The sequence below is a fragment of the Arsukibacterium sp. UBA3155 genome (assembly GCA_002364615.1).
Lineage (GTDB): Bacteria > Pseudomonadota > Gammaproteobacteria > Enterobacterales > Alteromonadaceae > Alishewanella.
Window position 1 is genome coordinate 638 of the sequence record DEYP01000008.1, and the last position, 14,733, is coordinate 15,370.

12 protein-coding genes are annotated in these 14,733 nt (G+C 49.0%); 6 read left to right on the forward strand and 6 right to left on the reverse strand.

Annotated elements, in window-relative coordinates; genetic code table 11:
* Positions 1-563 (reverse strand): retention module-containing protein (locus B2X65_RS02285; protein WP_290610350.1); only part of this gene is annotated, 563 nt, incomplete at its 3' end.
* A gap of 193 nt (positions 564-756) precedes the next feature.
* Between B2X65_RS02285 and B2X65_RS02290 the strand changes: the two genes are divergently transcribed.
* The 5 genes from B2X65_RS02290 to B2X65_RS02310 are packed head-to-tail and all read left to right on the forward strand — an operon-like array spanning position 757 to position 7,074.
* Complete coding sequence (locus B2X65_RS02290) at positions 757-2,625, forward strand: TolC family outer membrane protein (RefSeq protein WP_290610351.1); 1,869 nt, start codon at positions 757-759, stop codon at positions 2,623-2,625.
* 27 nt (positions 2,626-2,652) lie between these two features.
* Complete coding sequence (locus B2X65_RS02295; RefSeq protein WP_290610352.1) at positions 2,653-4,791, forward strand: type I secretion system permease/ATPase; 2,139 nt, start codon at positions 2,653-2,655, stop codon at positions 4,789-4,791.
* Positions 4,788-6,104 (forward strand): HlyD family type I secretion periplasmic adaptor subunit, encoded by a 1,317-nt coding sequence (locus tag B2X65_RS02300; protein WP_290610354.1) that lies wholly within the window; start codon positions 4,788-4,790, stop codon positions 6,102-6,104. Before B2X65_RS02295 ends, B2X65_RS02300 begins: the two co-directional genes overlap by 4 nt.
* Before the next feature lie 7 nt (positions 6,105-6,111).
* On the forward strand, positions 6,112-6,699 hold the full coding sequence (locus B2X65_RS02305; RefSeq protein ID WP_290610355.1) for a response regulator transcription factor: 588 nt from the start codon (positions 6,112-6,114) through the stop codon (positions 6,697-6,699).
* A 12-nt stretch (positions 6,700-6,711) separates the two neighbouring features.
* On the forward strand, positions 6,712-7,074 hold the full coding sequence (locus tag B2X65_RS02310; protein WP_290610357.1) for a tryptophan synthase subunit beta like protein: 363 nt from the start codon (positions 6,712-6,714) through the stop codon (positions 7,072-7,074).
* Between the two features lie 7 nt (positions 7,075-7,081).
* On the opposite strand, the gene B2X65_RS02315 is transcribed toward B2X65_RS02310, so the two are convergent.
* The gene (locus tag B2X65_RS02315; protein WP_290610359.1) at positions 7,082-8,980 is read right to left on the reverse strand and encodes a bifunctional diguanylate cyclase/phosphodiesterase; all 1,899 of its coding nucleotides are present in this window, start codon (positions 8,978-8,980) and stop codon (positions 7,082-7,084) included.
* Between the two features lie 31 nt (positions 8,981-9,011).
* Positions 9,012-9,644 (reverse strand): transglutaminase-like cysteine peptidase, encoded by a 633-nt coding sequence (locus tag B2X65_RS02320; RefSeq protein ID WP_290610361.1) that lies wholly within the window; start codon positions 9,642-9,644, stop codon positions 9,012-9,014.
* A gap of 231 nt (positions 9,645-9,875) precedes the next feature.
* On the opposite strand from B2X65_RS02320, the gene B2X65_RS02325 reads away from it, so the two are divergent.
* On the forward strand, positions 9,876-11,960 hold the full coding sequence (locus B2X65_RS02325; protein ID WP_290610363.1) for a S9 family peptidase: 2,085 nt from the start codon (positions 9,876-9,878) through the stop codon (positions 11,958-11,960).
* Positions 11,961-12,014: 54 nt separating this feature from the next.
* On the opposite strand, the gene B2X65_RS02330 is transcribed toward B2X65_RS02325, so the two are convergent.
* The 3 genes from B2X65_RS02330 to B2X65_RS02340 all read right to left on the reverse strand — a co-directional run bounded on the left by B2X65_RS02330 (position 12,015) and on the right by B2X65_RS02340 (position 14,289).
* Positions 12,015-12,884 carry a DUF6544 family protein gene (locus B2X65_RS02330; protein WP_290610364.1) on the reverse strand — a complete coding sequence of 290 codons (870 nt, stop codon included), beginning with the start codon at positions 12,882-12,884 and terminating at the stop codon, positions 12,015-12,017.
* 123 nt (positions 12,885-13,007) lie between these two features.
* On the reverse strand, positions 13,008-13,427 hold the full coding sequence (locus B2X65_RS02335; RefSeq protein ID WP_290610365.1) for a hypothetical protein: 420 nt from the start codon (positions 13,425-13,427) through the stop codon (positions 13,008-13,010).
* 64 nt (positions 13,428-13,491) lie between these two features.
* Positions 13,492-14,289 (reverse strand): hypothetical protein, encoded by a 798-nt coding sequence (locus B2X65_RS02340; RefSeq protein WP_290610367.1) that lies wholly within the window; start codon positions 14,287-14,289, stop codon positions 13,492-13,494.
* Between the last annotated feature and the right edge of the window lie 444 nt (positions 14,290-14,733).

The following is a 14,733-nucleotide window of genomic DNA, read 5'->3' on the forward strand; positions in this document are numbered from 1 at the left end:
ATCATTGCGGCAGCTTCTGCGGCATTAATAATGTCATCTGCTGTAATATTATCGACCTGGACAATGGCTGGCTGCAGCACCGGCGTATCGTCTGCAGCAGCAACGGCGGCAATTGGGGTGTCGACAATAGGTTCAACTGCAGCAAAAGTGCCTGGTGAGAGCAAAGTAGGGTCGTTAAGCTCAACCACCCGGGTTAACCTGACAAAGCTGTTACCGCTATTTTCTGCCGTACCACCGCCACCTGCGGCAGTCGCTTCTAATTGCTCCAGTAAATCGCCTTCTTCGTCTAATACAGCCAGAATGCTTTCAGCTGAATTGAGATCCACAACCGAATCTTCTGCGGCAACATCGGTTTGTAACCAACTGTCAGAAATAACAATGGTCTGATTTTCAGCGATCACCGTGGTCTCATTGAGATATGCCAACACAACCGAGCTGCCTTCACTGGTAATAATAGTATCACCAGGCATCAGAATATCGCCTTGCTGAAGCATTCTTACTTCACCGTCAGCAGATTTTACTTCGACAATACCTTCAACAACTTGAGCTACGATTTTTGACATAATAAGGAATATCCATAAGTTAACCACTTCAACGGCTATTTTAAGGAATTAACTGAACTAAAACTATTGGACCTCGGTACAGTTTATTAGATTAAAGATAAATTGTGATTGTTAACAACTGTAGCCAGCAGGCTTAGCAATAGGATATAATTTGCGCACTTTAGCCGTTTGTTATTTAAAGGATATAAATAGAGTGAAAGCTGTACTAACCTGGAAGGGATTTCAATTTTTTGTTTTTCTGTTCCTCACTACCTTGTCAATACCTGGTTATGCTTCAACATCCGTACAGGACGCAGCGAAAACAGCGATTGAGAAAAATCCTGATGTGTTGGCAAAATGGCACGAATTCCTGGCGTCGGGCGAAAATGTTAATGCCGCCAGAGCGGGCTATAAGCCTACTGTTGACGGTACGGTAGGATACCAGTACCAAAAGCAAAATTATGGTTTTGTCAGAGAATATGACGGTGCCTACGCCCGGCTTTCCCTTACTCAGATGCTTTACGACGGCAGTCGCACCCGCTCAGAAGTTAAGCGCTTTTCTAACTTTCAGTTAGTCGCTTATTTTAATTTGCTGGAAACGGCAGAGGTTGTTGCCTTAGAAGCTTACCGCGCTTATCAGGATGTTCTGGCACAGCGCAAGTTGGTTGCCCTGGCTCAGGATAACTTAAACAAGCATTTTGAAGTGTATCGTCAAATCGAAAGTAGTGCTAAAGCCGGTGTAGCCAAACTGGCTGATTTAGAGCAAATAAGTGGCCGGGTATCGTTGGCGCAAAGTAATGTCATTACCGAAACGTCAAACCTGCATGATGTGACCACCCGTTACTTAAGAGTGGTGGGCGAACTGCCAGCAGAGAACATGAGCGAAGTGGTGATAGCCGATGCACTACCTGGTTCAGTAAGCCAGACATTGCGCCAGGCTTATCAGGTCAGCCCTGCGTACCATGCTGCTCTTAGAAATATTAAGGCAGCAGAGTTTGCAGCAAAAACAGAGAAAGCTAATTTCAAGCCGTCTGTTAATCTGGTGGGCAGTTATGGTTATCAGAACTACTCAGATATCGGCCTGAGAACTGATGAGAACGAAGCTCGGGTCGGTATTGAAATTAAGTATAACTTTTACAATGGCGGCCGGGACTCGGCCACGTTAAAACGGGCTTACTCAGAAATTAACCTGGCGCAGGAGTTACGAGACCAAGCCTGTTTAAATATTCGCCAGACCATTCAGATTTCTTACAATGACAGTAATAAACTGTTAGAACAGCTGCCACTGTTAAATCAACACCGGTTGTCGTCCGACAAAGTAAGAACTGCTTATAAGCAACAGTTTGACATTGGCCAGCGTTCTCTGCTGGATGTTTTGGATTCTGAAAACGAATATTTCCAGGCCAGCAGAGCCTACCTTGCTGCCAGTTTTAGTCTCAGCGTAGCCAAAGCCAGAACACTGGCAGGCATGGGAACCTTACTTAGCACCCTGGGTTTAACGTCTGATAGCTGGCCGTCATTAACCGAACTTGGTGCAGAGAAACTCAGTGTAGACCCAGATACGGCATGCCCGGCGATCGATGTATATGAAAGCCTGCAAATGAATAGCGATGCCGACAATGATTCCGTAAAAGATGCGGCAGACTATTGTCCTAACACACCTCAAACCGATAAAGTGGATGCCAGAGGTTGTTCCATTTTTACTGAAAAAATGGTGAGTTTCACTTTAGAGATCAAGTTCGACCATGATTCGAGTGTTATTGACGCAGAGAGCGAGTCTGACGTTGCCAATTTCGCTGCGTTTTTGCAGCGTTATCCGAATACCACTACTGAGATTAACGGCCATACCTCAGCGCAAGGTGCGGTATGGTATAACAATGTATTATCGCAACAACGCGCTGACGCGGTGAAAACCATGTTAGTGGAAAAATTTAATATTGATGAAACGCGTATCGCTACCAAAGGCTTTGGCTCTGGCAGGCGGTTATCGGAAGCTGATACCGAAGCGGCTCATAATTTAAATCGCCGGATCGAAGCCGTGGTACGTGCAAGGGATGAGAGTCCTGTGCTGCGAGATGAATAATACACCCCGGATACAGGAAGCAGCCCATTGATACCAGATAACCAACATACCGGTGGGCCGCTTTTTGAAGCATTACTTTATATTTGTGAATTTCATCAGCATGCGGTAAGTCCGGCGGCGTTGATCAGTGGTTTGCCACTGGCCGATAACATGCTAAGCCCGGCGGTGTTTAACCGGGCAGCCGAGCGGGCCAAACTGGCCTCAAAAATACTGCAGCGACCGTTGCAACAGCTTAATGCCGCATTGTTGCCTGCCATCATAACGCTGCAAGACAACAAAGCCTGTATTGTTCACCAGATTGACCACGATACAAAACAAGTGGTGATTAGTTACCCCGAGCTGCCGCATAGTGTGGCAACCGTCAACCTTGACCAGCTTAATAGCGATTATGCCGGCACCGTAATTTATGTTCGCCCGAAAACAGATGCCGAGCAAAAAACCAACCACTTTAAGTTGCCAGCGCATTTGCATTGGTTCTGGGGGGTTATCAGGCAAAACTGGGGCTTGTACCGGGATGTATTGCTTGCAGCGATTCTGATTAACCTGTTTGCGTTGTCGATGCCGATGTTTGTCATGAACGTGTATGACCGGGTGGTGCCTAACCTGGCTACTCATACGCTTTGGGTATTGGCATCAGGCATTACCCTGGTGCTACTGGCAGATTTAGTTTTAAAGTTGCTCCGCCATCATTTTGTCGATATAGCCGCCAGTAAAACCGATGTCATGATGTCGTCGGCAATTATGGACAAAGTGTTGTCGATGAAGCTGAAAAACCGGCCACAATCTACCGGCGCTTTTGCTTCTATTGTGCAGTCTTTTGAAGCGGTCAGGGGCTTTATTGGCTCGTTAACCATCGTTGCCCTGGCCGATTTACCTTTCGTATTGTTGTACTGTGTGGTTATTACCATCATCAGCCCGCCTTTGCTGTTGCCAATTATTGTCGGGGCGTTAATTTCGCTGATATACGCTTACTTCGCGCAGCGCAAACTTAAGTTTCTGTCTGACGAGTCGGCTAAGTCGGCGGCCGAGCGCAATACCACCTTAATTGAAGCTATTGGCTCGCTCGAAACGGCAAAGTCCAGCAACGTGAAAACGAATATTCAGTATAAATGGGAGCAACTGTCGTTAGCGTGCGCCCACAATAGCGCGAAAATGCGCGCCGTATCGGCATCAGTCAGTAATTTTACCGCATTTATTCAGCAGCTGGTGGGCGTTGCGGTCATTATTATCGGGGTATATTTGCTCATTGATGGCAACATGACTCAGGGCAGCCTGATTGCGGTCTTTTTGCTGTCATCACGGGCATTGGCGCCGGTAAGTCAGGCTGCCGGCTTGTTGGCGCAATTTCATTATGCCTCATCAGCTTACGAAAACCTTGATGTGCTGATGCAATACCCTTCAGAGCAGGATGCCAGCCAAAATACCATTAGTAAGCCATTACTGCAGGGAAAAATAGAATTTAAACGGGTTAGCTTCAGTTATCAGGATGACGATTTACCGTCGTTAAGCAATGTCAGCTTTTGTATCGAGCCCGGCGAACATGTCGCCATTCTCGGCCGCAACGGTTCAGGTAAGTCCACCCTGGAAAAGTTAATTCTGGGCCTGCATGAACCGACCGAGGGGCAGGTGTTGCTTGATGGCATCGATATCAACCAGTTAGATATTCATCAGGTAAGAAATAACATTGGTTATGTGCCACAGGATATTACCTTGTTCAGTGGTACATTGCGTTACAACATTGAACTGGCGTCGACACCAAAAAGTGCTGAGCACTTTCTTAATATTTGTAATATCTCCGGCTTGAGTCAGTTTATAAGCCAACACCCTGCAGGGTTTGACATGCAGGTAGGTGAGAGAGGCCAGAATCTGTCAGGAGGCCAGAAGCAAATAGTGTCTATTGCCCGGGCCTTGTATAACGACCCGCCAATTTTGTTACTGGATGAACCCACCGCAGCGCTTGACCACAGCAGTGAACAAGCGTTTCGCACGCATTTAGGCGGCTATGCAGAGGGAAAAACCATGTTGCTGATCACGCACCGCAGCCCGCTGCTGGCCCTGGCAAACCGGATTATTGTTATTGATAACGGCAAAATTATTGCAGACGGCCCGAAAGACACTGTAATGGAAGCATTGCGTCAGGGCAGAATTAAGGGTACCAGTACATGAGTAACCCTGGGCTGAAATATTCTAAAGACTGGGTAACCGAAGCTGAATGGGCGCGTATTGCGCAATCGCCGTTATCGGCCAGAAGGCTGCTGTACGCTATCGCTCTGGCGGTGGTGTTGTTGCTAATCTGGGCTGGTTTTGCCCCACTGGATGAAATAGCCCGGGGCGATGGCAAGGTCGTTACCTCACAGCAATTGCAAACTATCCAGTCGCTGGACGGTGGCCTGGTTACCCAAATTATGGTGCGGGAAGGTCAGGTTGTCGACACCGGCCAGGTGCTGCTTACTGTCGACGCTACCCGCTCATCTTCTAATCTGGCGGAAAACAGAGCGCAGTTTTATGCGCTGGAAGCTGAAGTGGCCAGGCTTATTGCTCTGACCAATGAAGCAGAGCCGCAGTTTCCTGAGCATCTGCAAACCCTGGTTCCTGAGCGGTTGGCGCATGAAATACAGTTATACCGGAATAGTCTGGCGGAATTAAATGAGCAACTGGCTGTCCAGGCGCAGCAGCAACAGCAACGCCAGCAAGAAGTGGTGGAAGCCCGGGCGGCTCTGGCACAGTATAGCCAAACCCTGGCGTTAACTAATCAAGAGTTGACCGTAACCAAGCCGTTGCTGGCGTCGGGTGCGGTGTCAGATATTGATATATTACGCCTGGAGCGTGATGTCGCCAGAGCCAGCGGTGAAATGAAACGGGCTGAGGCCAATGTAGCCCGGGCCGAGTCCGCATTAATGGAAGCCGGAAACAAGCTAAAAGAAATTAAGCTGACGGTACTTAACCGCTGGCGTAATCAGTTGTCTGAATCACGAGCCCGACTGGCGGCCCTGGCTGAATTACAAACCGGGCTGGTGGATATGGTGCAGCAAGCCGAGGTTAAATCACCGATGCGTGGCACTATCCAGCGGCTGCATATTAATACGGTGGGTGGAGTATTAACGCCGGGCCGGGATATTATGGATATTGTGCCCTTAGATGACACCTTACTGATCGAGGCCCGGATATCGCCAAGGGATATCGCGTTTATTCAGCGTGGGCAACAAGCTACTATCCGGATCAGTGCTTATGACTTTGCTATTTTTGGTGGCTTGCAGGCCACGGTCAGTCATATTAGTGCCGATACGGTCACCGATGAAAAAGACAACACCTACTACGTAGTCAGATTAAGCACGGCCAGCCAGAAACTGGACGATAAACTTACCATTTTGCCCGGGATGACGGTGCAGGTAGATATTGTCACCGGTAAGCGTACGGTACTGTCGTATCTACTTAAACCCTTGCTGCGGGCGAAAAGCAACGCAATGACAGAGAGGTAGCGGAAAAATGACCAGCGTTGTCATATACACAACACCGGGTTTTACCGCCTCTAGCTGGTGTACGGCATTTAATCAGGCCGCAGTGCATACCTTTCCTGCCATTGCCAGCAGCCCATTGCCGGCAGGCACAGTGGTGTTAATTCACAGTGGTCGCAGCGACTGGCAAACTCTGGTGCAGCAACATAGTAGCAAAGCGCTGGTTATTGTGATCAGCCAGCAACTTAGTATTACGGAATTGCAGCTGGCGTTAACCTTAGGCGGCAAAGGTTATATGGATGCCGGCAGTAACAGTGTAAATTTTGTCCAGGCCGTTAATACGGTAAACAGCGGTGCCTTGTGGATCCCGGCTTCGTTGCTAAATCAGTTAAATCAGTTTTTATCTCAGGTTATTCCCTCGCAGCATAGCTGGCAGTCTTTTGAAAACCGCTTGTCAAAACGGGAATATGAGGTAGCCAGCCTTGCCCGCCGTGGACTGAGCAATAAAGTCATCGCCGAAAGTTTATTTATAACGGAAAGAACCGTAAAGCAACACCTTACTGCAACCTTTGCTAAGCTGGGTATTAAAGACCGATTACAACTGATAATGCTTCTCTAGAGGATGGCTCTGATGTACGTTAAACGCGCCAGCAATAATGAAATAGTGGCCTTAAGCACAGAGCAATCTGCTGACTATCCTGAATTTGTATCCAATAATGACCCGGGCTTGCTGCAATTTATGCAGAAAAATATTCCAGCGTACGAACTGGCCAACAGGGAGCTTAGCCACAGTAAAAAGTTGCAGCACTCCGATGCTGAGTTAGCACGGGTATTGGAAGATTTAGTCGAGCTGCTTACCGCCAGTGGTACCATCAGGTTTACCGAACTACCCATGGCAGCGCAGATTAAACTGTTAAACCGAAAAACCTTACGCCATGACATGAAAACCTTAAATCTGCTGGAGGAAGACGCCGACGACAGCATTATGCCCTGAGCCTTACTCAGGCAATGCCAGGGCCGGTCAGGCCATCAAATCCTAACTGATGTAAGCCGTTAATATCCTCTACTGACACCACCCCTTCGGCAATGACCAGTAAACTTAGGGTATGCGCCAGTTTAATTAATCCTGCCAGTAACTTAGCCGCCTCGCTAGTCTGATAACGCAGCACAATAGCCGCATCAATTTTCAAATAATCTATACCTAGTTTTTCCAGATCCTGAATATCGTTAATGGCATAGCCACATTTTTGCAGGCCAACACTCACCCCCAGTGCTTTTAACGCAGAGGCAAAACTGATAAACAATAGCTGATGTTTAATCACCAGCCGTTCATCAAATTCCAGTGACAAGCGCTGACACACTGACTTTGGCACTGTCTGTAGTAAGGTCAGCAGCTGATAATGCACCGCCACCGTGGTCAGGGTTTGGTCCGAAATATTGAGCGCCAGCTGTAAGCTGTTATCCGCGCTAAGCTGGCCGAGGGCACGGTTAAGCATGGCGCTGTCCAGCTGGCTGGTAAACTGATAACGTCTGGCCCAGCCCAGGATCTGACCTGCTGACAACCATTCATCATTAATGTTCAGCCGTAGCATTGCTTCCTGATGCAACAGGCTGCCATCACGGCGCTGCACCGGGTACAGCTTCGGCATAATACGGTCTGCATCAATAGCCTGCTTAATGGCTTTAAGCCAGGCTGTGGCGTCCGCCAGCGTGTCATATGGCTGAGGCTGTTGCAGGGTCTTACTTTGCAACGGTGGCGCCGATTCCACTTCAACCAGCATGGCATCGAGTTGCGACAAGGTTTGCTGGCGGCTGCTCATGGCGTCCAGCGACAGGCCAACCAGTAATAACGGGGCGGTGGTATGGTTACTATCCAGCAGACATTCGGTATTCAGCTGGCCTAGCAGTTGCTCACACATCGAGGAGGTAGTGGTTACCTGGTCTGATACCACAAAAAAGTCACTGCCGTTTAACCTGCTGACTAAACGCACCCCATGATATTGCTGAACGGTGTTAACCAGCAGCCTTAGCCAGTTGTCCGTTTCGCTGCGGCCAAGTTGCAGGTTAATTCCTTGCAGGTTGGTTACTCTGAGTAAAAAAACACTTTTTATTTCGCTGCGCTCGCTGTTATTAAAATAACCTTCCAGCCAGCTGGCACAATATGCCCGGTTAAAAGCGCTGGTTACCGGGTCAAGCTCATACTGGCGCTGCAGCTGATCAAGTTGCTTGCGCTCCTGCTCCAGCATCAGGCGTACCCGGCCAGTCAGGCGGTTCATTGCCACCACCAGCCGTTTCAGCTCAAAAGTAGCCGGTTCATCACTGGTAATAAACTGACGGTTACCCAGGGCCTCGGCGTGGTATACCACCTGATTTAGCGGCCGGCGAACCCGGTTTAGTAAAATACTGCCGGTAATGCCGCAGCCCATGGCAATAATCAGAAAGCCCAGCGCCAGATCTTTAGTTATTTGCCATAATGCCACCAGGCTGTAATCGGTCTGGCTTTCCAGCTCTATGCTGCCAAAACGCTGCCAGCCGTCCTGAACCTGAGCAATACCGGGCTTTATCTCAAAATTCAGTAAGCTGATAAACCAATCAGGAGCGTTAACCGGTTGTGCTGTTAGGCTGAACTCGGTCACGATATTGCCGGCCACATCCTTCAGCGCAATACGCCGGTAATAGCCGGTGTCGAACTGGGCGGCAAGCATCAGTTCAATGGTGGTCAGGTCTTTTTCCATCTGGGATAACGTCAGCGCCATGCCGGTGGCATTATCGATGTTTTTTACCTGTAGCTGCTCTGCCAGATAATTTTTAGTCTGGTAGGCACTGATAAAAAAACTGCTGCCAAAGGCCAGTAATACGATAACAATAATAGCAATCCACAATTGCTTAATCAGCGACATTCGCTACCCCTTAACCCGGTTGTTGTAGGTGTCATAATATGACCCCCTGCAGTTCTAATCGTTGTACAAGATCACGCCATCTGGATAACCGCGCGGTCGCACTTTGTCTGGATTTCTGATTACCACTACCAGCCCACAACCCGGTAGAATTAAAACTAAATACCGGGGTCAGGTCAGTTCTGGCAGAGGCTGGCAAAATGGTCTGAATCAAACTGTCTAAAATAAGCGGTTCAGCATCAGTATCAGGATAATAGGCAAGCACCATATGTGCCTGGCTTAAGCCGCTGTTAGCCGGGCCAACCTGAGCACGCACATACACCAGCCGTAGCTGGGCATCGGGTATGCCCAGCGCCCGCAAACTGATATAGCTGGCAATAGCCCAGTCTTCGCAATCCCCTTTTTGGCGGGCAAACAGTTCGGCCGGGCTGGCCCAGTAGTCTTCCACACCATACAGCATAATGTCCGGCATATAGGTTAGCGACTGATGCAAAAAGGTATTTACGGCGCTAAGCTGCTCAGACACGCCAAGCGTTGAGGCGGAAAGCAGCAGTGCCTGCCATTCAGAAGACACCGGAACAGGGGCAGCAGTATGCTGTCCGATATAGCGCTCGAACCGCTTAAAATCTACCAGAAACGCCTTTTCGACAGCATAAATGTGCTGCATAACTGCAAGCAATACGATGCACCAAAAAGGCCATGCGAATTTTTTTAGTGCCCTTAATGGCATTTAGCAATCAGCCCAGTACCCGTTAGCAATGCTCAAGATAAGGGAAAACTCCTGCCAGCTCAACGAATATATCCGCTTAGTTAGTTACCTTATCAGCCTGGTGGCTTAAGATAGACTATGCTAGAGCAACAAAATTTTGTTAACAGCAACCATCCTGGAGTATTTTTCATGAAAACCAAACACCTGCTGTTTTGTCTGTTACCTGTCGTACTGCTTCTCAGCACCAGCGTCTACAGTCAGAACAGTACCAGTTTGAATGAGAGCAGCGATAGCGCTGCTGAGCGCAGCTTAACCGTCGAACGATTATGGCAACTGCAACGCATAGGCACGCCGGAAGTCTCAAAAGATGGCAAAACCATCGTGGCACCGGTGGCCGGCTACGATGTAAAAACCGATAAAAGCCATACCCGGTTATGGTTGTTCAGTGCCGATGGCCAGCAGCAACGCGCCTTAACCGCAGAGGGCATGCGTGCCAGCGAGCCCACCTTTTCACCCGATGGTACGACCCTGGCGTTTATCAGCCAGCGCGATAAAGACGACGCCGGCCAGATTTATTTGCTGCCCATGAATAAACCGGGTGAAGCCATACGTCTGACCGAGGTGCCCACCGGGGTGTCGGGCATTAAATGGGTGGGCAAGCATTTATACTTTATCAGCCGGGTGTGGCCGGATGAAAATTGGCAGGAAATGACAGCCCGGTTAAAAGAAGATAAAGAGCAAAAAGTATCCGCCAAACAATGGAATGCCTTGCCCTATTCGTATTTCGACCGTTATCTGGAGGAAAACCGTCAGGCACACCTGTACCGCATAGCCGCAAGCGGCGGTGATATTCAGCCCATAACTCTGCCACTGGGCCAGCAGTTACCGCGCTCAAACCAAAGCGCCGGCAGTTATGATATTGACAGTAACGAGCAATACGTGGCCTTTAATGCCAATGGTTGGGATAACCAGGTAGACCCGAAAATTGATATTTTTCTAGCCCGGCTTGACGGCGCCAATGCACAGAGTAATACCGCCGAAAACCTGACCAAAGACAATCAGGCACCCGACAGCAACCCAACGTTCAGCCCGGATGGTAAAAGCCTGGCGTTCAGCCGGCAGCAACTGCAAGGCTTTTATGCCGATACCGCCCGTCTGGTGGTGTATGACCTGGCTAAAAAAACCAGCCGGGTGCTCACCAGTGACTGGGATCGCTCAGTCAGCAATTTTGCCTGGGCTAATGATGGCCGTGGCTTTTACGCCAGTATTGACGACGCCGCTACCCGCCGTCTGTACTATATTGATGCCCGCACAGGCAAGCCACGGGCCATTAGCGGCGAAACCAGTTTTGGTCAGCCGGTGCAGGCTGGCAATGACCTGATTGCCACCAACGACAGTTTTTTATATCCAGCGCGTTTAGTCAGCATCAACCCGCGCAATGGCAGTACCCGCCGGCTGGATAGCTGTAACGATGATATTTTAAGCAACGTTGAGCTGGGGACATACGAGTCGGTAACCTATCAGGGCGCTGAAGGCAAAGACATTCAAATGTGGATCCATTACCCACCGGGTTTTGATAAAAGCAAAAAGTACCCGCTGTTAATGCTTATTCATGGCGGGCCACACAATGCCTTCAGCAACAGCTTCAGCTACCGCTGGAACTCACAAACCTTTGCTTCCTGGGGTTATGTTACGGCCTGGCCTAACTTTCACGGCTCCAGCAGTTTTGGTCAGGACTTTGCCGATGCCATTAACCCGGACTGGCGCACTAAACCGCTGGCCGATATTCAGGCGGCTACTAAATGGTTTGAAAACCAAAGCTGGATAGATACTGATCGTATGGTCGCCGGTGGTGCCAGCTATGGTGGGTATTTAACTTCCATTTTGCTGGGTACCGAGCACCCGTATAAAGCGCTGCTTATTCATGCGGCGGTATATAATATGTACTCACAAATGGCCGCCGATTTTGCTGTGCACAGCACCCGCTTTGGTGGTTTCTGGGAAAACCCTGAGCTGTATAAACAAATCTCGCCGCATTACCATGCCAACAAATTTAATACCCCAACCCTGGTGATTCATGGCCAGCAGGATTTACGGGTACCGGTGGGGCAGGGCTTTGAGTTATTCCGTACCTTGCAAAGCCGTGGGGTAGAATCGCGGATGATTTACTTCCCGGATGAAAACCACTGGATCTTAAAACCGAATAATTCTATTTACTGGTATAACGAGGTAAAAGCCTGGCTAACTAAATTCGCTGAGCCGGGCGCGCAGTAAGCTGGCGCAGGGGCAGCACATAACAATACTCATGTGCTGCTGCCGTTTCGGTTATCAGCCGGCTGGGGAGTTTGATTGCTGTGGCCAGCTGATGCTATTAATATCGGCGATAAAAAAGGCAAAATAATCATCGGTACCAAAGTGATTGCCGGCTTCAACGTGGGCCGGTAGTCTGAACCCGCCAAATTCCCGAAAATTAGATAAATAGCCGCCGAAAGGCTGCAGAATATAGCGATGTTGCGGGTTGGCATTGCTCCAGCGCATAAAGCTCACGTGCAGCGGCTGACCATTGTCGGCAACGGTTAAATCGACAACTTGCTCCAGCCCCAGATGGGTAACCGTTAAGCGGGCACTATGCTCATTCAGATGGGACCACTTAACCCCTGGCCCGGGTAATACCGCCGCAGGGGTCCAGAATACCGCCTCTGCCACATAGCGACCAAAAGCCGATCGGCGATGGTCGAGGCTGGCACCGGCGCGCGCCACAGGTAGCAACTCCTGCAACCAGAACCGGGTCCAGCTGGCACTGTCAGAACCCGATATTCTCAGCAGCTGACGCCGTGCTTGCATTTGCCAGACAAAGCCGCCAGGAAAGGCCAGGGTTTGCATTGCCTTCATGTTCAGATAGTCAGGCCGTTTGCTATTGCCCAGACTAAACTGGCCGGTCATGGCAATATTGGCCACCGTATACAACGGGGTACCCGGTGCAATACTAAATTGGAAAAAGCGTTTGGCCGCCTCTGGTAAGTCTTGCAGCATTACAGGGTGAAAATGGCCAGGGTGGGGAGGATGCTGAGCAATAAGCTTTCGTATCAATTGTTTATCTGCCCGGTAATCAAGCAGTCGCAGGCAAAGCAACCCGGCAATAAATAAGATGATAACAACCGCCGTTGCTATCACTATAAGATCAGATATCGAAGCCATATCAGCTAACCTTGATGCCGCAGGTTCTGGCGGTGGGTTGCATATAAGTTGCCGTTATATATCAGGATGCTTAAGCATAGCAGTGGTTAACGGCATCAGCTTGATCCAGCGCAGTAAAGCGGCTTAATCAATCGCTAATTTCTGCTGGTTATTGGTAGTAAAGCCTTTGCTGGCCAGCCATTCGAAAGCCTGGTCAGGGTGCTCAAATTTCTGCACCTTAAACCGACCTGCAATATCCTTTATCATTCGGTCCAGCTGGAATTCTTTCACGATACTGGGCCAGTAAACATGGGCGGAATAGCCCAAGCCACGCTCAATCTTCCAGCTAACCAGGTCTTTTATAATGGGTTCAATGCCAGGCACCCCTAACTGCCAGCTATCAAGCAGAATAATACTCGCCCAGTCTTCGCCCAGTAACGGTTTGGCAGCCGCTTTCAGCTCCCGGGCAAAATCTTCCGCGTTCTGTTGGCTCCAGCTGCCCTGCACCTTGGCAATTAATACTTTGTTATCCAGCCAGATTTTAAATTTAGGGTGATATTTCATTGCAAACGCACTCTCTGCTAAAGACAGTATCTTTTAAAGATAGTTATAGCGTAGCAGGCATTGCTTAGTCACGTATGGCTTTTGCTGGCTTTACCCGCGTGTCATACAAATACTGCAACGCTTCGGTTATGGTCATCTCGTCATTTTCAGAAAGGTAACGCTCTACCTGCTTGTGCACAAAAATAATCGCCTGTTTATGTTGCTTGGCAAAAGCTGCGCATTGCTGTTTCAGCTGCTGGTTAAATTCTTTATCGGCGGCTGCTTTATGCACGGCCTGAATGGCCAGCTCAAAGTTGTTATCGTGCTCGGCAAAAGCTTCTTTTAACGCGTTTTTTGGTATGCGGTATGCTTTGCTGGCAAAATCGAGCGCTTCGCGAAAGGTATCAAACTGCTCACCAAACACCTCAAATACCGGCGCCTCGCTGAAGTGCACCTGGTGCTGCTGGCCAGCGGCTTCATAAGCAAAACCGGGGTAAGCCAGCCGCTCAGTCGTTTCCGCGCCCAGTTTTAAGCCTGCTTCAATACTGTGGCGCAAGCTAAAATCCAGAGTGGCCAGCTCATCTTCAGTCCACATTTCATAAATCGTCAGCGCTTTGGCATATTTTTTTGCCAGCTTCTTTCTGGCAAAATTGCGCCGCTCATCCAGAGTGCCGGCTTTACAGCTTTTCAGGTGCTCATGGCATTCATTACAGGCCGGTATTTTTAAAAACTCACTGGGCTCGCGAGTCGCCAGGTAAAACTCCAGATACTGCAACGGCGGCGCATAGTCATGCCCGGCAGCAATACAACCGCAGTAAAAGCAGGTGTTAAAGGTATCGCTGTAAATAGGGACGAGTGGGTGATATTGGGTATCTACAGCCATAGGAATGTCCATGAGTAAGGATTATATGCAAGTTAGTGAATAGCGCTGTTATAGGTGTAATCAGTTTAGATAATAATCCGTGCAAGAATTCATGACTTAGATGATATACCAAGGATGCGTTAAATTGCCATAAACGGCGTTATTTGCTGCCGGGTATGACTGCTTGGCAGCCATACCCGGCATGAGATCAATGCGGACTGGGTATTGGTGCAGGTGGTGGCCGCTTTGTTTTACGCCTGAGCTTTGTTGAAAGATATTCCGGGGTTGTTGTAATTAGTATAAGCACAACTTACAACGTTACTTATATAAACTTAATAAAAACAATGCATTAAAAATGGTCTGCTTTTTGCTTTATTTGAGCTTAGTAAGAGATAGCTGCAGAAATTGATTAAGCTGAAGTGCTTGCTATGACGCTGATAAACACACTCTGGTAATGAACAAGGA

Bases quoted from the DNA above. Each gene is read 5' to 3' on its own strand.
- B2X65_RS02310 (WP_290610357.1), top strand. From the start codon at position 6,712: ATGTACGTTAAACGCGCCAGCAATAATGAAATAGTGGCCTTAAGCACA.
- B2X65_RS02320 (WP_290610361.1), bottom strand. From the start codon at position 9,644: ATGCAGCACATTTATGCTGTCGAAAAGGCGTTTCTGGTAGATTTTAAG.
- B2X65_RS02305 (WP_290610355.1), top strand. From the start codon at position 6,112: ATGACCAGCGTTGTCATATACACAACACCGGGTTTTACCGCCTCTAGC.
- B2X65_RS02340 (WP_290610367.1), bottom strand. From the start codon at position 14,289: ATGGCTGTAGATACCCAATATCACCCACTCGTCCCTATTTACAGCGAT.
- B2X65_RS02335 (WP_290610365.1), bottom strand. From the start codon at position 13,427: ATGAAATATCACCCTAAATTTAAAATCTGGCTGGATAACAAAGTATTA.
- B2X65_RS02330 (WP_290610364.1), bottom strand. From the start codon at position 12,884: ATGGCTTCGATATCTGATCTTATAGTGATAGCAACGGCGGTTGTTATC.
- B2X65_RS02325 (WP_290610363.1), top strand. From the start codon at position 9,876: ATGAAAACCAAACACCTGCTGTTTTGTCTGTTACCTGTCGTACTGCTT.
- B2X65_RS02315 (WP_290610359.1), bottom strand. From the start codon at position 8,980: ATGTCGCTGATTAAGCAATTGTGGATTGCTATTATTGTTATCGTATTA.
- B2X65_RS02300 (WP_290610354.1), top strand. From the start codon at position 4,788: ATGAGTAACCCTGGGCTGAAATATTCTAAAGACTGGGTAACCGAAGCT.